The sequence below is a fragment of the Kocuria sp. CNJ-770 genome (genome assembly GCF_001942375.1).
GTDB lineage: Bacteria > Actinomycetota > Actinomycetes > Actinomycetales > Micrococcaceae > Kocuria > Kocuria oceani.
Genome location: NZ_MKJW01000155.1, coordinates 19,482 through 36,490, shown reverse-complemented (window position 1 = coordinate 36,490; position 17,009 = coordinate 19,482). Strand labels below are relative to the sequence as shown.

Annotated in this window: 11 protein-coding genes and 3 pseudogenes; 3 read left to right on the top strand and 11 right to left on the bottom strand. The window is 75.0% G+C overall.

Translation table 11 applies throughout. From position 1 onward, the window contains the following. Window positions 1-99 precede the first annotated feature (99 nt). Window positions 100-738, top strand: a complete 639-nt coding sequence (locus BJF77_RS18215) for a VOC family protein (protein WP_075873059.1) — start codon at window positions 100-102, stop codon at window positions 736-738. Window positions 739-775: 37 nt separating this feature from the next. On the opposite strand, the pseudogene BJF77_RS18210 reads toward BJF77_RS18215, so the two are convergent. Beyond that, window positions 776-1,554 (bottom strand): annotated as a pseudogene (locus BJF77_RS18210) (CPBP family intramembrane glutamic endopeptidase). 110 nt (window positions 1,555-1,664) lie between these two features. On the opposite strand from BJF77_RS18210, the gene BJF77_RS18205 reads away from it, so the two are divergent. After that, complete coding sequence (locus tag BJF77_RS18205) at window positions 1,665-3,836, top strand: S9 family peptidase (protein ID WP_075873058.1); 2,172 nt, start codon at window positions 1,665-1,667, stop codon at window positions 3,834-3,836. A 99-nt stretch (window positions 3,837-3,935) separates the two neighbouring features. On the opposite strand, the gene BJF77_RS18200 is transcribed toward BJF77_RS18205, so the two are convergent. The 4 genes and pseudogenes from BJF77_RS18200 to gatC all read right to left on the bottom strand — a co-directional run bounded on the left by BJF77_RS18200 (window position 3,936) and on the right by gatC (window position 8,610). Beyond that, window positions 3,936-5,063, bottom strand: coding sequence for an FAD-binding oxidoreductase (locus BJF77_RS18200; RefSeq protein ID WP_075873057.1), 1,128 nt, complete (start codon window positions 5,061-5,063; stop codon window positions 3,936-3,938). A 154-nt stretch (window positions 5,064-5,217) separates the two neighbouring features. Then, window positions 5,218-6,672: pseudogene (gatB, locus tag BJF77_RS18195) on the bottom strand (Asp-tRNA(Asn)/Glu-tRNA(Gln) amidotransferase subunit GatB); the annotation flags it as partial. Then, window positions 6,672-8,309: an Asp-tRNA(Asn)/Glu-tRNA(Gln) amidotransferase subunit GatA gene (gene gatA / locus BJF77_RS18190; RefSeq protein WP_075873056.1), complete on the bottom strand. Its 1,638-nt coding sequence runs from the start codon at window positions 8,307-8,309 to the stop codon at window positions 6,672-6,674. The pseudogene gatB and the gene gatA, both read right to left, overlap by 1 nt. A gap of 4 nt (window positions 8,310-8,313) precedes the next feature. Then, a complete protein-coding gene (gene gatC, locus BJF77_RS18185) occupies window positions 8,314-8,610 on the bottom strand; it encodes an Asp-tRNA(Asn)/Glu-tRNA(Gln) amidotransferase subunit GatC (protein WP_047803351.1) in 297 nt (98 codons plus the stop codon). Window positions 8,611-8,745: 135 nt separating this feature from the next. Between gatC and BJF77_RS18180 the strand changes: the two genes are divergently transcribed. Then, on the top strand, window positions 8,746-9,297 hold the full coding sequence (locus tag BJF77_RS18180; RefSeq protein ID WP_139318653.1) for a hypothetical protein: 552 nt from the start codon (window positions 8,746-8,748) through the stop codon (window positions 9,295-9,297). 127 nt (window positions 9,298-9,424) lie between these two features. Here BJF77_RS18180 and BJF77_RS18175 read toward each other — a convergent pair whose 3' ends face one another. From BJF77_RS18175 to BJF77_RS18150, 6 genes and pseudogenes are all read right to left on the bottom strand, one after another. Beyond that, window positions 9,425-10,138, bottom strand: coding sequence for a transglycosylase family protein (locus BJF77_RS18175; protein ID WP_075873055.1), 714 nt, complete (start codon window positions 10,136-10,138; stop codon window positions 9,425-9,427). Window positions 10,139-10,596: 458 nt separating this feature from the next. Next, window positions 10,597-11,436, bottom strand: a complete 840-nt coding sequence (locus BJF77_RS18170; protein WP_075873054.1) for an inositol monophosphatase family protein — start codon at window positions 11,434-11,436, stop codon at window positions 10,597-10,599. Window positions 11,437-11,438: 2 nt separating this feature from the next. Further along, window positions 11,439-13,807 (bottom strand): annotated as a pseudogene (gene ligA / locus BJF77_RS18165) (NAD-dependent DNA ligase LigA). A gap of 67 nt (window positions 13,808-13,874) precedes the next feature. Continuing rightward, the gene (locus tag BJF77_RS18160; protein WP_083665253.1) at window positions 13,875-14,648 is read right to left on the bottom strand and encodes a YqjF family protein; all 774 of its coding nucleotides are present in this window, start codon (window positions 14,646-14,648) and stop codon (window positions 13,875-13,877) included. After that, complete coding sequence (locus BJF77_RS18155) at window positions 14,645-15,598, bottom strand: MaoC/PaaZ C-terminal domain-containing protein (RefSeq protein ID WP_075873053.1); 954 nt, start codon at window positions 15,596-15,598, stop codon at window positions 14,645-14,647. The genes BJF77_RS18160 and BJF77_RS18155 overlap by 4 nt, the downstream gene beginning before the upstream one ends. A 2-nt stretch (window positions 15,599-15,600) precedes the next feature. Then, complete coding sequence (locus BJF77_RS18150; protein ID WP_075873052.1) at window positions 15,601-16,983, bottom strand: 3-oxoacyl-ACP reductase; 1,383 nt, start codon at window positions 16,981-16,983, stop codon at window positions 15,601-15,603. Window positions 16,984-17,009 lie beyond the last annotated feature (26 nt).

Sequence of the window (17,009 nt, the reverse complement as noted above, 5' to 3'; positions counted from 1 at the left end):
GGGTGCGGCGAGCGCCCCGCGCACGCGCCGGACGGGCCGGGGAGCACCCCGCCGGGGACCGATTTGGAGACGAAAGTCACACGGTGCCACGATGAGCCCATGAGAGTCGACCACGTGTCCTACGCCTGCCGCCCGGAGGGCCTGACGGCCACCACCGAGCGCATTGCCGACCAGCTCGGGATCGAGCCGGTCAAGGGTGGGGTGCACCCCCGTTTCGGCACCCGCAACATGATCCTTCCGCTCACCAACCACCAGTACGTCGAGGTCGTCGAGGTCCTCGAGCACCCCGCGGCGGAGAAGGCCCCGTTCGGCCGGGCCGTGCGCGCCCGCTCCGAGGCCGGCGGCGGCTGGCTGGGCTGGGTCGTCGAGGTCGACGACCTCGCGCCCTTCGAGCAGCGCCTCGGCCGGCACGCGGTGCCCGGCCACCGGGTCTTCCCCGACGGCCGGTGCCTGGAGTGGCACCAGATCGGCGTCAAGGGCCTGATCGCCGATCCCCAGCTGCCGTTCATGGTGCGCTTCGACTCGGCCCCGGAGATGCACCCGTCCCAGGCGCGGATCACCGACGTGGCCCTCGCCGGGATGTGCATCGCCGGGGCGCCCGAGCGGGTGGCCGAGTGGCTGGGCGCGCCCGTGGAGACCGCGCTCGAGGACCTGGCGGTGGAGTGGCGCTATCCGGAGGGCACGCCCGGGCTGCTCTCGGTGTCCTTCGGCACCCCCGACGGGCTGGTCACGATCTGAGGCGCCGGCCGAGGCGGGCCCGCACGGCGGGCCCGCCTCAGCCGAGCAGCCGGCCGACGCCCAGGAAGCCCACGGCGTCCAGCAGGAAGTGCGCGACGACGAGGGGCATGACCCGCCCGGTGCGCCGGTAGAGCTCGGCGAAGACCAGGCCCATCACCACGTTGCCGAGGAAGGGCCCGATGCCTGGTAGAGGTGGTAGCTGCCGCGGAACAGCGCCGTGACCACCAGCACCACCGGCCAGCGCCAGCCGATGCGGGTGAGCCGGTCGGTCAGGAACGCGACCACCACCACCTCCTCGACCAGGGCGTGGCGCAGCGCGGAGAGCAGCAGCACCGGCACCGTCCACCAGTGCTCGGCCAGCCCGGAGGTCGTCACCTCCGCGGTGAGGCCCAGGGCGCGGCCGGCCGCGTAGAGGGCCAGGGTGCCCAGCCCCATGACGAGGAACAGGACGGTGCCCAGCCCGAGGTCCGGGACCGGCATCCGGGCGTCGAGCCCGATCCGCCGCCGCACCGTGCCCAGCGCGCCGGCGGAGCCGGCGAGCAGGTACAGCGCCAGCAGCACCGGGACCAGGTCCAGGCCGATGCCCGTGAGCTGGCGCAGCAGGTCGATCAGCGGCTGCACGCTCAGCGGCGGGTTCATCGTGGCCTGCGCCTCCGAGAGCGGGCCGCGGGCCAGCTGCTCGGCCAGGGAGAGCACCGCGTAGAGCGCGGAGGCGCCCAGGGAGACCCCCAGCACGAGGACCACCTGCATCCACAGGTCGGCGCGGGTGGAGCCGAAGGCCGGCGGGCGCGGGGCGAGGTGCGCGGGGGTGCTCATGCGGCCATTCTGGCACCGCCCGGGCGGACCGCCGGGTCGCGGGCCCCTCGCCGGCGCCGCGCCCCCGGGCCGGCCAGCGGCGGGCGGGGTGCCTTCCCTAGGATGGGCACATGACAGCTCTTCCCCCGCAGATCCGCCGGCAGCCCGCCGAGCGCACCTTCCACGGCCACCTGTTCTCCGATCCCTACGAGTGGATGCGGGCGAAGGAGTCCCCGGAGGTGCTCGCCCACCTCACCGCGGAGAACGAGTACGCGGAGGCCCGCACGGCCCACCTGGCCGGGCTGCGGGAGTCGATCTTCGGGGAGATCAAGGGCCGCACCCAGGAGACCGACCTGTCGGTGCCGAACCGGCGCGGGGACTGGTGGTACTTCTCCCGCACGGTGGAGGGCGGCGCGCACCAGGTGTTCTGCCGGGTGCCGGCCGCGACCACCGGGGACCTCCTCGCGGACTGGACCCCGCCCGTCGTCGGGCCCGGGACCCCCATGGCGGGCGAGCAGGTGCTGCTCGACGCCAACGCGGAGTCCGCGAAGCACGAGTTCTACTCCCTCGGCAGCTTCGACGTCTCCGAGGACGGGGAGCTGCTGGCCTGGGCCGAGGACGTCACCGGGGACGAGCGCTTCACCCTGCGCGTGCGCGACCTCACCACCGGGGCGCTGCTCGCCGACGAGATCCCCGGCACCTTCTACGGGTCCTTCCTCACCCCCGACGCCCGCGCGGTCTACTACACCGTGGTGGACGAGTCCTGGCGGCCCCACCAGCTGCGCCGCCACGTCCTGGGCACCCCGGTGGCCGAGGACGTCGTGGTCCACGAGGAGGCCGACCCGGGTCTGTGGCTGGGCGCGGGGCTGTCCGCGGACCGGCGCTGGATCGTGGTGGAGGCCATGTGCTCGGAGTTCTCCGAGCAGCTGATCCAGCCGGTGGCGGACCCGCAGGCCCCGCTGCAGGTGGTGCTGCCGCGCACCGACCGGGTGCTCTACGAGGCCGAGCCCTTCCTGCTGGACGGCCGCGAGCAGATCCTGCTGACCCACGACCACGAGGCCCCGAACTCCCGGGTCTCGCTCATGGACCCGGCCGACCTCGGCCGCCCGGTCGCGGAGGTGGACCTGCGCGACGTCGTCCCGGCCTCGGACACCGTGCGGGTCAACGGCTGCGCCGTCACGGCCACGCACCTGGTGGTCTCCGTGCGGGCGGAGACCACGCTGCGGGTGCGGCTGCTGCCCCTCGCGGGCCTCGGCACGGAGGCCCAGGCGGCGGCCGTGGAGCCGGCCTTCGCGGAGCAGCTCTACACCGCCGGAGTGGCCGCCGCCGAGCACGACGCCCCCGTACTGCGGCTGTCCTACACCTCCTTCACCACGCCCCCGCGCGTCTACGACGTCTTCCCCGCCGGCGCGACCGGAGCCGACGACGCCCTGCCCGCCGAGCCCGTGCTGCGCCGGGAGACCACCGTGCTCGGCGGCTACGACCCGGGCGACTACACGGTGGAGCGGGACTGGGCCACCGCCGCGGACGGCACCCGCATCCCCGTCTCCCTGGTCCGCCGGGCGGACCTGGACCCCGCGGTGCCAGCCCCGGTGGTGCAGTACGCTTACGGCTCCTACGAGCACAGCACCGACCCGGGCTTCTCCGTCTCCCGGCTGTCCCTGCTGGACCGCGGCGTGGTCTGGGCGGTCGCCCACGTGCGCGGCGGCGGCGAGCTGGGCCGGTCCTGGTACGAGGAGGGCAAGAAGCTGCACAAGGTCAACACCTTCACCGACTACGTGGCGGTGACCGACCACCTGGCCGCCCGCCCGGACCTCGACGAGCGGCGGATCCTGGTGATGGGCGGGTCCGCGGGCGGACTGCTCGTGGGCGCGGTGCTCAACCTGGCCCCCGAGAAGTACTGCGGCGCGCTGGCGGCCGTGCCGTTCGTGGACCCGCTGACCTCCATCCTCGACCCCTCGCTGCCCCTCACGGCCCTGGAGTGGGAGGAGTGGGGCAACCCGATCGAGGACAGCCACGTCTACCGGTACATGCGCGACTACTCCCCCTACGAGAACGTCCGCCCGCTGCCGTATCCCCCGGTCCTGGCCGTGACCAGCCTCAACGACACCCGGGTGCTCTACGTGGAGCCGGCCAAGTGGGTCGCCGCCCTGCGGGAGGCCACGACCTCCGGCCACGCCGTGCTGCTGCGCTGCGAGATGGCCGGCGGCCACGGCGGGGCGTCCGGACGGTACGCGCAGTGGAAGGACACCGCCTGGGAGTACGCCTGGGTGCTGGACCGGATGGGACTGGCCGGCGCCTGAGCGGCCGGCGCGGGGGCCGGCTCCCTGCGCGGCGAGCGGTGCCCTTCGCGGTCCTCGAGCGCCGGAGCGTGCCGCCCCCCTGGGCCGAGGCCCCCGAGGTCAGGCGAGCGGCTGCCCGGTGCGGAAGCGCCCCGGGTCCAGGGCGGCGGCGGTCTCCCGGGAGCACCACGGGCCCACCGCGCCGTCCCCGAGCAGGTCCGCGGCGGCGCGGGCCATGGCCGTGCTCGTCTGGAAGCCGTAGCCGGACTGGCCGGCCAGCCAGAGCAGCCCCGGGACCTCCGGGTCGAACCCGCACACCGGCACGCCGTCCGGGGACTCGGTGCGCAGCCCGGTCCAGGCCCGCTCGATCCCGGTGGCGCCCAGCGACGTCACGGTGTTGAGCCGGGCCACGAGGTCCTCGACGTCCTCGCGCACCGGCTGCGCGTCGCACGGCTCGCTCGGCACCGCCTCGGACGGGGAGACCAGCGCCCCGTCCCCGGCCCGCCGGTAGTACCAGCCGGAGTCCGCGGCGACGACCATGGGGTGGTCCGGGGCCAGGGGCTTGGCGAGACGGACGAGGGCCGCGGTGCGCCGCAGCGGGCGCAGCCCGAGCGGTGCGGCGCCGAACCGGCCCGCCACGTCGTCCGCCCAGGCGCCCGCGGCCACGACGACGCGGCGGACGCGGACCTCCTGCCCGCCCACCGCGGCGCGCCAGCCCTCGCCGTCGGGTGCGGCCGCGGTGACCGGCGCTCCGGTGAGGATCCGCACCCCGGCCGCCGCCGCGCGCGCCCGGTGCCAGGCCACGAGGGCGCCGGCGTCGGTGCGCACCGAGGTGTCGTCGAGCAGCCCGCCCGCCACCTCCTCCGGCGGAGAGCTGGCCAGCTCGGGGCACAGCTCCACCAGGGCGGGGCGGGAGAGCTGCCGCAGCCCCGGGACGGCCTCCGCGCGCAGCCCGGCCGCGGTGCCCACGAGCACCATGCGGCTGGGCCAGGCCAGGGGGCGCGGCGGTGCCGGGCTCGGGTCCAGGAGCCCGGCGACGGTGGCGGCGGTGAGCTCGCGCACGGGTGCGGGACCGTAGCTGGGGATGAGCTGCTCGGCGGAGCGCCCGGAGGTGTGGTGGGCCAGGGCCGGCTCGGCCTCGGCGAGCACGATCCCGGCGCCGCTGCCCCGCCGCTCGGCCAGGGCGGAGGCCAGGGACAGTCCGGCGATGCCGCCGCCGATGATGAGCACGTCCTGCACAGAGTCCATCCGCCCATGCTCGCACGCCGCCCGGGGCCCGTGCTCGTCCCCCGCGGACCCGGCCGAGGGAGGCCTCGCCAGGAGGAAACATCGGAAGGAAACACCGGGAGGAAACGCGGGGAGCAAACGCCGGGAGCGCCCACAGGAGGGGAGGCGCCGAGGGGCCGCGGGTGGCCTTCATGACCGGGCCGATGAGCGCGCCCACGGCCTGCACCTTGCCGGCCTGGACCTTCGCGACGACGTCGGGCATCTGCGCCATGGCGTCGTCGATCGCCGCAGTGAGCACGCTGTCGTCGGAGACGACCGCCAGACCGCGCTGCTCGACGACCTCGGCCGGGGAGCCCTCGCCCTCCAGGACGTGGGCGAGGACCTTCTTGGCCAGCTTGTCGTTGATCTTGCCGGCGCCGATGAGCCCGTCGAGCTCGACGACGTGCTGCGGGGTGACCCCCAGCTCCGCGATCTCGACCTCCCGCTGCTTGGCCAGGCGGGCGATCTCGCCCATCCACCACTTGCGGGCCGCGGCCGGGGCGGCCCCGGCCGCGACGGTCTGCTCGATCTCGTCGAGCACGCCCGCGTTGACGACGTCGCGGAACTCCTCGTCCGAGAAGCCCCAGGCGGCCTGCAGCCGCTTGCGGCGCTCGGCCGGGGGCTCGGGCAGCTCCGCCCGCAGCCGCTCGATCCACGCCTCGTCCGTCACGACCGGCACGAGGTCCGGCTCGGGGAAGTAGCGGTAGTCGTCGGCGTCGGACTTCGGCCGCCCGCTGGTGGTGGAGCGGGTGTCCTCGTGCCAGTGCCGGGTCTCCTGCACGATGGTCCCGCCGCCGTCCAGGACGGCGGCGTGCCGCTGGATCTCGAAGCGCACGGCGCGCTCGACGGCGCGCAGCGAGTTCACGTTCTTCGTCTCGGAGCGGGTGCCGAACGTGGACGCGCCCTTGGGCATGAGGGACACGTTGGCGTCGCAGCGGACGTTGCCGCGCTCCATCCGGGCGTCCGAGATGCCGAGGTTCTTGACGATCTCGCGGATGACGGTCACGTAGGCGCGCGCCAGCTCGGGGGCCCGGGAACCGGCGCCCACGATGGGCTTGGTCACGATCTCGATCAGCGGCACCCCGGCGCGGTTGTAGTCCACCAGGGAGAAGTCGGCGCCCTGGATGCGGCCGGCGGCCCCGCCCAGGTGGGTGAGCTTGCCGGCGTCCTCCTCCATGTGGGCGCGCTCGATCTCGACGGTGAACACCGTCCCGTCCTCCAGCTCCACGTCGACGGAGCCGTTCTCGGCGATCGGCTCGTCGTACTGGGAGGTCTGGAAGTTCTTCGGGGTGTCCGGGTAGAAGTAGTTCTTCCGGGCGAAGTGGGACACCGGGCGGATCTCGCAGCCCAGGGCCAGGCCGAGCTTGATCGCCGACTCCACGGCCACCCGGTTGACCACGGGCAGCACCCCGGGCAGGCCCAGGGAGACGGGGGTGACGTTGGTGTTCGGCTCGTCGCCGAAGACGTTGGGGGCGGCGTCGAACATCTTGGTCCGCGTGTTCAGCTCCACGTGGACCTCGAAGCCGAGGACGGGGTCGTACTTCTCCATGGCCTCGTCGAAGGACAGGACCTCTTCGGTGGTCTGGGTCATCAGCGGGCTCCTCCCCGGACGGGTGCGGACAGGGTGGACTCGGCGGCCAGGTCGCGGACCAGCGCGGCGGTGTCGGGCAGGTCCTTCCACAGGGGCCCGCCCCAGCGGTCGGCGAGCAGGGCTTCCAGGCCGGCGCCGGCGCGGTAGAGCCGGGCGTCCTCCCGGGCCGGGGCCATGAACTGGATGCCCACGGGCAGCCCGTCCTCGGGGGCGAGGCCACCGGGGACGGAGATCGCGGGCACGCCGGCCAGGTTGGTGGGGATGGTCGCGATGTCGTTGAGGTACATCTGCATGGGGTCCGCGGACTCGTCCACGGCGCCGCGCTCGAAGGCCGTGGTCGGCGCCGTCGGGGAGACGAGCACGTCCACCTGCTCGAAGGCGGCGGCGAAGTCGCGCTGCACCAGGGTGCGGACCTTCTGCGCCGAGCCGTAGTAGGCGTCGTAGTAGCCGGCGGACAGGGCGTAGGTGCCCAGGATGATGCGCCGCTTGACCTCCGCGCCGAAGCCGGCGGCCCGCGTGGCGCCCATCACCCGCTCGATGGTCAGCGGCCCGCCCTCGGGCAGCACGCGGTGGCCGAAGCGCACGCCGTCGTACTTGGCGAGGTTCGAGGAGACCTCCGAGGACATGATCAGGTAGTAGGCCCCCAGGGCGTAGCGGAAGTTCGGGGTGGAGACCTCCACGATCTCGGCGCCGGCCGAGCGCAGCAGCTCCACGGCCTCGCCGAAGCGCTGCTGGACGCCGGGCTGGAAGCCCTCGCCCGTGAGCTCCCGGACCACGCCCACGCGCAGTCCCTTCAGCCCGCCCTCCGCGGCCCCGGCCCGGGCCTGGGCGGCGAGGGGCCCGGCCGGGCCCGGCAGCGAGGTGGAGTCCTGCGGGTCGTGCCCGCCCACCACCTCGTGCAGCAGCGCGGCGTCGAGCACCGTCCGGGCCACCGGGCCCACCTGGTCCAGGGAGGACGCCATGGCGATCACGCCGTAGCGGGAGACCCCGCCGTAGGTCGGCTTCATGCCCACCGAGCCGGTCAGGGCCGCCGGCTGGCGGATGGACCCGCCGGTGTCGGTGCCCAGGGCCAGGGGCGCTTGGAAGGCGGTGACGGCCGCGGCGGAGCCGCCGCCGGAGCCCCCCGGGATCCGGGCGAGGTCCCACGGGTTGCGGGTGTCGCCGAACGCTGAGTGCTCGTTGGAGGAGCCCATCGCGAACTCGTCCAGGTTCGTCTTGCCGAGCACGGGCATGCGCGCCGCGCGCAGCCGGCGGGTCACGGTGGCGTCGTAGGGGCTCATCCAGCCCTCGAGCATCCGGGAGGCCGCGGTGGTGGGCTGGCCCTTGGTGACGATGAGGTCCTTGACCGCGATCGGCACGCCGGCCAGCTCGGGCAGCTCCTCGCCGCGGGCGCGGGCGGCGTCCACCTCGGCGGCCACGGACAGGGCCTCCTCGGTGTTCACGTGCAGGAAGGCGTTGAGCCCGCTCTTGCCGCGGCTGCGGTCGGCGGGGTCGACGGGAGCGCCGTCGGTGTCCCGGATGCGGTCCAGGTGCGCCTGGACGGCCTCCACGGAGCTGACCTCGCCGGCGGCGAGCTGCTGGGCGAGCTCGGCGGCCGAGAGGCCGGCGACGCCCTGGGGGGTACCGGTGGTCGTCATGCGGCTACTCCTCGTCCAGGATCGCGGGCACCTTGAACTTGCCCTCGGCGGCGTCGGGGGCGTTGCTGAGCGACTCCTCGGCGGTGAGGGTCTCGCCCACGACGTCCTCGCGGAAGACGTTCTGCAGCGGGATCGGGTGGCTCGTGGCCGGGACGTCCGGGCCGGCGGCCTCGCTGACGGACGCGACCGAGTCGACGACGAGGTCCAGCTCCGTGGCCATGGACCGCAGCTCCTCCTCGGTCATCTCGATGTGCGCGAGCTTCGCCAGGTGGGCGACCTGCTCGCGGGTGATCGCAGACATGCGCACTCCTGCTCGTGGTCGGGGTGGTTTCCGCTCCAGTCTAGCCGCGCGGCCCCCGCCGCCCGCGCGGCGGAGGGGCCGGTGCGGGGGCATACCCTGGAGGTACGCCCACCCACCACACAGGAGCACCCGGACATGGCCAAGAGCACCCCCGCCCGCACGAAGAAGGCCCGCGGCGCCCGGAAGGACCGCCCCGCCGGCGCCCGGCCCGGGAGGGCCACGCGCTCGGTCTCGGCCACGGACGCCGCCAACGCCTGGCGCCAGCGGGTCAGCAAGGACGCCGCCGAGACGATCGACACGGTCGTGGCGCACGTCCAGGCCGTGGCCGAGCAGCAGCTGGGGCAGCACGGGGCCTTTCCGGCCTTCCTCGTGACCGCCCGCAAGGACGGCGAGTACGAGCTCGACGCCCTGCCGCCGGAGCAGGTGGAGGAGCTCTCCCCCGAGGCGGCGCTGCAGGCGCTGCGGGACCGGGCCGAGCAGCTGCGGGACGAGATCCTCTGCGCGGGCGTGGCGTTCCCGGTGACCCTGCCGGACCGCTCCGGGCAGACCGCGGTGGCCGTGGAGGTCCAGCACCGCGAGGGCGAGTCCCTGCGCATCATCCAGTCCTACCGCGTCAAGGGAGCCGAGCGCTCGGTGAGCTTCGGGGACGTGGCGGCCGAACCCACCGAGCCCTGGCTGTGGCTCTGAGCGCCTGACGCCGCACCCGGGCCGGCCGTGGCCGCCCGCACACGGGACGAAGGGCCCCTCCGCACGCGGAGGGGCCCTTCGTCTCGTGCTGCGCGGCGAGGCCGCGCGGTGCCGATCCCGGGAGGGATCAGGCGGGGATGTTCAGCACCTGACCGGGGAAGATCAGGTTCGGGTCGGCGATGCTGCCGGCGTTGGCGGCGGCCAGCGCCTCCCAGCCACCGTGGACGCCCAGCTTCTCGGCGATGATCGAGAGGGTGTCACCGGGGACCACGGTGTAGGACTCGCCGGCCACGGGGGCCGGGGCCACGACGGCGGCCGGGGCGACGTACTCGACCACGGGGGCGGCGGCCGGGGCCGGCGCGGGAGCGGCCTGCACGGGGGCCGGAGCCGGGGCGGCGACCGGGGCCGGGGCGGCCTCGATCGGGGCCGGGGCCTGCACGGACTGGGGAGCCACGGTGGTGGCGGAGCCCATCGGGTTGGCGGACGGGGCGGCGCTGCCGCTCAGGCCCAGCTTGGCGGAGCAGGCGGGCCACGCGCCCCAGCCCTGGCCGTCGAGCACGTTCTCGGCCACGGCGATCTGCTGCTCACGGGAGGCGTCCTGCGGGGCGCCGGTGCCGCCGAAGGCGGCCCAGGTCGACGGGGTGAACTGCAGGCCGCCGGAGAAGCCGTTGCCCGTGTTGGTGTTCCAGTTGCCACCGGACTCGCACTCGGCGAGGGCGTCCCAGGTCGAAGCCGGGGCGGCGTTGGCCGGGAGGGCCATGGCACCCACGGCGGTCCCGCCGAGGATCAGGGCGGCGGCACCGCGACGGACGTTGCGACGAACAGCGTTGGCGTTGGTCATGATGCTCCCTTGGGCCACCTGCGCTCGTTTCCGTCCCCGGATGTCTTCGCGCCGTCGTCTACCCGTCAAAGGTGTGGTCGGGTAAGTGCTTACAGGTGGCTGCCCTTCAGACGACGTGCGGTGTTACGGCAGCACCTAGCATGATTTGGTGGCGCGCCCGAGGCTGGGTCGGGGCACACCGGATCCCCGGAGGAGATCCTCGGGGAAGCTGTTGATCACGGTAGCGTAACGATTTCTGTTGCGCTACCCCCCTGGCGCTCGACGTGAGGTATAACACCAGCCGTCTGCGTGGGGGTGTCGGGCCGTGACGAAACCCGACGGTGCGGAGCCGTGCTCCGGAAGCGGAGGGCATGCCCTCGGGAAGAACGCTTCGAATGTCACGCTAGGGCAACGGTTTTGTCTCGGTCAAGTCACGAGAGGCATCTCACACCCGGCCCCGGGGGCCGGACCGCCCCGTCTCAGCCGGGAATTCCGCGCTCACGTGCGGTGATCCAGGCCGCGAGACGGTCGGCGGACGGCACGGCGCCCTCGGCCGGGGAGGGCAGCGCGGGGCGGCGGACGAGCGCTCCGGCCTCCTCCGCGATGAGCGCACCGGCCGCCCAGTCGTGCTCGTGCAGGCCCTGCTCGCCGTAGCCGTCCAGTGTGCCGTCGGCCACCATGCACAGGTCCAGCGCCGCAGAACCCAGACGCCGCATGTCCGTGTACTGGCGCATTGTGCTCAAGAAAGTATGGAACTGGCGGTCGCGCTGGGCGGCGTCGTAGGAGAAGCCGGTCCCGTAGACGCGCCCCGGCCGGCCCGGTTCGGGCCCGGTGAGACGGCGCGTGGTGCCGTCCGTCTCCAGCCACGCCCCGGCGCCCCGCACCGCGAAGTAGGTCCGGCGCAGGGCCGGGGCGTTGACCACGCCCACGAGCCAGTTGCCCTCGGCGTCGGCGGCGGCCACGGACGTGCAGTAGTACACGATGCCGCGGATGAAGTTCGTCGTGCCGTCGAGCGGGTCCACCGACCAGCGGATCCCGGAGGGCTGCTCGGGCCGGTGCGTGCCCGACTCCTCGCCGGTCACCGTGTCGTGCGGACGACGGTCCAGCACCGTGCGCAGCACCGCCTGCTCGGCCGCGACGTCGAAGCGGGTGACCCAGTCCCCCGCCCCCGACTTGCCGGTGACGTCGAGCCGTGCGGCGTCCCGGCCCCGGAGCACCTCGGCGCCGGCCTCGGCGGCCGCCAGCGCCAGCTCGAGCAGCTCCTCCAGCTCCCCGCCGGTGGGGCCGAGCCCGTCCAGTGCGTCGTCGTGGCGTCCCATGCTCAGGCCCCGTCCTCGTCGTCGGCGGACTCCGCCGCGCTGTCGTCTGCCGTGCTGTCGTCTGCCGTGCTCTCCTGCGCCGTGCCCTTGCGCGCAATGCCCGGGCCGGCCGGGACCTCGCCGGCGCCGCCGTCCTCGCCCGCGTCCTCGCCCGTGCCGCCGGGGGCCACGGCATCCGGCCCGCCGGCGAGGAGGCGCTCGAAGCCCTCCTCGTCCAGCACCGGCACGCCCAGCTGCTCGGCCTTGTCCAGCTTGGTGCCCGCGCTCTCCCCGGCCACCAGGAAGTGGGTCTTCTTCGACACCGATCCGGAGGCCTTGCCGCCGCGCACCAGGACCGCTTCCTTCGCCGAGTCGCGGCTGAAGCGCTCCAGGGTGCCGGTGATGACCACCGTGACGCCTTCGAGGGTGCGGGGCACCGACTCGTCGACCTCGTCCACCATGCGCACCCCGGCGGCCGCCCACCGCTCCACGATCTCGCACCGCCACGGTTCGGCGAACCACTCCTTGACGGACGCGGCGATGACGGGCCCCACCCCGTCGGTGTGGGCCAGGGTCTCCTCGTCGGCGTCGCGGATGGCCTGCATCGAGCCGAACGCGGTGGCCAGGGAGCGGGCCGCGGTGGGGCCCACGTGCCGGACGGACAGCGCCACGAGCACCCGCCACAGCGGCTGGGACTTCGCCTTCTCGAGCTCCTCGAAGAGCTTGCGGGTGGTGGCGGTGGGCTCGGACGGCTTCTTGGCGGTGCCCTTCGACCAGAAGTACGGCACGAGCTCCGTCTCCCCCGTGGGGGTGCCGCGGGACTTCTTCTCCCGCCGGATCCGGACCTCGCGCAGGTCCTCCGGCGTGAGGTCGAACAGGTGCGCCTCGCTGGTCAGCGGCGGGGTCTCCGGCTCGTCGGGCCGGGTCAGCGCCAGGGCGGACTCGTAGCCGAGGGCCTCGATGTCGAAGGCGCCGCGCCCGGCGGCGTGGAAGACCCGCTCGCGCAGCTGGGCCGGGCAGCTGCGGGCGTTGGGGCAGCGGATGTCGACGTCGCCCTCCTTGGCCGGGCGCAGCTCCGTGCCGCAGGAGGGGCAGTGGGCGGGCATCACGAACTCGCGCTCGGTGCCGTCGCGCAGGGCGACCACGGGGCCCACGATCTCGGGGATCACGTCACCGGCCTTGCGCAGTACCACGGTGTCGCCGATGAGCACGCCCTTGGCCTTCACCACGTCCTGGTTGTGCAGGGTGGCCATCTCCACCGTGGACCCGGCGACGCGCACCGGCTCCATGAGCCCGAAGGGGGTGACCCGGCCGGTGCGGCCCACGTTGACCAGGATGTCCTTCAGCTCCGTGTGCACCTCCTCGGGCGGGTACTTGTAGGCCACGGACCAGCGCGGCACCCGGGAGGTGTGCCCGAGCCGGAACTGGGTGCGGCGGTCGTCGACCTTGACCACGATGCCGTCGATCTCGTGGATGAGGTCGTGGCGGCGGCGGCCGTACTCCTCGATGAACGCCAGGACCTCCTCCGTGGACGGCAGCACCCTGAAGTAGGGGCTCACCGGCAGCCCCCACCGCTCGAGCAGCCCGTAGACCTCGGACTGGGTGTCGGCGCGCAGGCCGGTGGCGGCGCCCACGCCGTGCACGTACATGGACAGCCGGCGCCGGGCGGTGACCTCGGGGTCCTTCTGCCGCAGGGAGCCCGCCGCGGCGTTGCGGGGGTTGGCGAAGGGGGCGCGGCCCTCGGCCACGATCGCCTCGTTGAGGGAGCGGAAGTCGCGGGAGGAGATGAACACCTCGCCGCGGATCTCGACCTCCTCGGGGACGTCGTCCCCGGCGAGGGTGGTGGGGATCGTGGCGATGGTGCGCACGTTGTGCGTGACGTCCTCCCCGGTCGTGCCGTCGCCGCGGGTCGCGGCCCGCACCAGCTCGCCGTCGCGGTAGAGCAGGTTCACGGCCAGCCCGTCGATCTTCAGCTCGGTGAGCCACGCGGGCCCGGGGCGTCCGGCAGCGCCTCGACGGCGGCGGAGGCCTTGGCCATCCAGGCGGTGAGCTCGTCGATGGAGAAGACGTCCTCCAGGGAGTACATCCGGGCGAGGTGGGTCACCGGCGCGAACGCCGTGGAGACCTCGCCGCCGACCTCCTGGGTGGGCGAGTCGTTGGCCACCAGCTCGGGGTTCAGCGCCTCGACCTCCTCGAGCCGCCGGTAGAGCTCGTCGTACTCGGCGTCCGAGATCGTGGGGGCGTCCTCCACGTAGTACGCGGTGCGCGCGGCACGCACCCGGTCCACGAGCTCCGCGTACTCCTCCTTGAGGTCCTCGCTCGGCGGGGCCGGGTTGAGGTCCTGGCCGGTGGCGTCGACGGGGCGGTCGTCTGTCCTCTGCTGTGGGCTCACCCGACCATTGTGGCCCACGGGCCGGACAGCCCCCGGCGCGGCACGGCGGTGCCGGTCCGGCGCCGCCTCAGCGCGGGTCGTCCAGGCGCAGCGGGAGCCCGAAGCCGGTGCGCACGCCCGGGGAGCACAGGACGCTGTCCGGGGGGCGGGCGGCGAGCTCCCCGAAGCCCGTGGCCCGCACCAGGTCGTCCTCGAGCGCCAGGAGCTCGCCCCGGTGCAGCGGCCACGGCCCGTGCGTGTTGGGCACCCACAGGGGGCGGCCCCACCACGGGGTGTGCAGTCCGAAGCGGGCGGTGAGGAACACCTCGAGCGGGCCGGGGCGCTCGAGCCGCTCCCCCACGGCCACCCGCAGCCGGCTGGCCGGCCGGGGGCGCCCGGGCAGGCCGCGGCGCCGGCTGCGGTAGTCCAGCACGGTGCGGCCGGCGCCGTCCCGCTCCCGGGCGCAGCGCATCCGGGCCCATCGGTAGGGCACCCGCAGCAGGCTCCGGGCGCCCAGCACGACCGCGGCCCGCTCGGCCTCCAGGGTGTGGAACACCACGCCGCGGCGGCCCTGCTCGTCCACGGAGTAGGTGCGGACGTTGAGCTCGAGGAAGCTGCCCAGCCACGGGACGCCGCCGCGGCCGAGCAGCCCCGCCCCCTCCATCCGGAACGGGACCAGCCCCACCCAGGCGGAGCCGTCGTACAGGTCCGGCCGGACCCCGCGCGGCAGCAGCGGAGCCACGAGGGCGGGATCGGTGCGCCAGTGCACGAAGCACGCGTCCCGCCACTCCTGCTCGGAGACCCGGGGTGTGGGCAGGGGCGGGCCCTGGGGGCTCAGCGGGCGCGGCGGGCGGTTCGTCACGGCTCCAGCCGCTCGACCGCCCCCGTGAAGTGCGGGCGGCCGCGGCGGGGGTCCCAGCCGGCGTAGTCCGAACGCCGCCAGTGCGGGCCGCGCCCGGCGTCGCCGATCGCGACCGCCACCGTGCCCGGGAGCAGGACCGGGGCGGCGAACTCGACCGTCCACCGGAAGGCCGTCCCGGCCGGCACGCCGACCTCGGCCAGGGCGCGGGAGGCGCAGTGCATCCCGTGTGCGATCGCCCCCTTCATCCCCAGCGCCCGCGCGGAGGGCCCGGAGAGGTGGATGGGGTTCCAGTCCCCGCTCACGGCCGCGTAGTCCCGTCCCGTCCGGGCCGGCAGCCGCCAGCGCCCGGTCGGCGCCGGGGGCACGAACTCCCGGCGCGGGCCGTCCTCGACCGGCCCCGGCACCCGCGCCCCCTTGGCGAGGTAGGTGGAGCGGCCCGTCCAGACGAGCTCGCCGTCCTCCCGGGCCAGCCGGGCCACGAGGTCGACCTGCGCCCCGGCCCGGTGCGGGCGCAGCCGCTCGGCGTGCGCCGTGACCGTGAGGTCCTCCCCCACCGCGACGGCGCCGCGGTGCTCCACCTCGTTGGCCAGGTGCACCATGCCCAGCACCGGCAGCGGGAAGTCGCCGCGGGTGAGCACGCTCATCGCCACCGGGAACGCCAGGGTGTGCAGGTAGCCGGAGAAGGCCTCCGGCCCGCGGGCGCCCTCCCGCAGGGACGCCCCGACCGTGCGGCAGAACGCCTCGTGCGCGGAGGCGTCGACGGCCACGCCCTCGACGACGTGCTCCACCGCGGGCAGCACCGGCTCGGCCCCGCTGCGGCTCCCCGGCCGCCGGAGCGGGAGCCGGCGGGTCAGGGCGCGCCCGGCGGCGCCGGCCGCGGCGCGCGCGTAGAGCCCGCCGAGGGAGGGGACGTCGGTGAGGACCACCTGCTCGCGGAACGCGCCGTCCATGCTCACGCCCCCACCAGGTTCTGCCCGCACACCCGCAGCGTCTGGCCGTTGACCCCGCCGGCGGCGTCCGAGGCGAGGAAGAGCACGGCCTGGGCGACGTCCTCCGGCAGCCCGCCCTGCTGCAGGGAGTTCAGCCGGCGGGCGACCTGCCGGCGGGCGGCGGGGATCCGGGCGGTCATCTCGGTCTCGACGAACCCGGGGGCCACCGCGTTGACGGTCCCTCCGCGGGCGGCGAGCAGCGGCGCCGTGGCGGCGACCATCCCGATCACCCCGGCCTTGGAGGCGGCGTAGTTGGTCTGCCCGCGGTTGCCGGCCACGCCGCTGGTGGAGGCCAGGCAGACGATCCGCGGGGCCTCCCCGAGCCCCTCGCCCGCCAGGAGCTGCTCGTTCATCCGCAGCTGGGACTCGAGGTTGACGGCGAGCACCGAGGACCAGCGGGACGCGTCCATGTTGGCCAGCAGCTTGTCCCGGGTGATCCCGGCGTTGTGCACCACCACGTCCAGCCGCCCGAAGCGCTCCCGGGCGAGCCCGAGGACCCGCTCCCCGGCGCGCGGGTCCGTGACGTCGAGCTGGAGGGCCACGGCGCGCAGCTCGTTGGCCAGGGCGGCCAGGGGCTCGCCCGCGGCCGGCACGTCGACGACGACGACGCGGGCCCCGGCCTCCGTGAGCGTGCGGGCGATCTGGGCGCCGATGCCGCGCGCCGCGCCGGTGACGGCGGCGACCTTGCCCCGCAGCGGGGCCTCCCACTCGTCCGGGAGCCGCCCGGCGTCGTCGCCGACCGTGACGAACTGTCCGGACACGAAGGCGCTGCGCCCCGAGAGCAGGAACCGCAGGGCCCCCAGCACGCTCGGGGCCTCGGGGGCCACGCCCTCGGCGAGCAGCACCCCGTTGGCGGTCGCCCCGCCGCGCAGCTCCTGGGCCACGGAGCGCAGCAGGCCCACCACCGCCTGCCGGGCCGCGGCCACGGCCGGGGCGACCGGCTCGGCCGCCGCCGGGGTGGCCGAGGCCGCGCCGGTGCCGATCCCCGGTGCGGGCCGGGACACGGTGACCACGCGCCCGCCGGGGGCGAGGGTGCGCAGCACCGCGCCGAGGCCGAGGGCCGGCTCGGCCAGCTCCCCCGGCTCCGCGAGCTCGGTCAGGGCGAGCACGACCGCCCCGAACCGGTGGACGTCCTCGGGGTGGCGGCGCACGTCGAGGTCCCAACCGAGCAGGGAGGCCGCGATCCGGTCGGCCTCCTCCCCTCGGCCCAGCACGAGGACGGGGCCCGGCACCAGCGGGGCGCCGGGCCGGTGCCGGCGCAGCCGGACCGGGGCCGGCAGGCCGAGCTGCCGGGCGAGCTTCCCGCCGGAGGCGGAGCTGACGAGGTCGAGATAGGTGTCTGCCATGGGGTGGGTCCTTGCTGTGCTGGTCG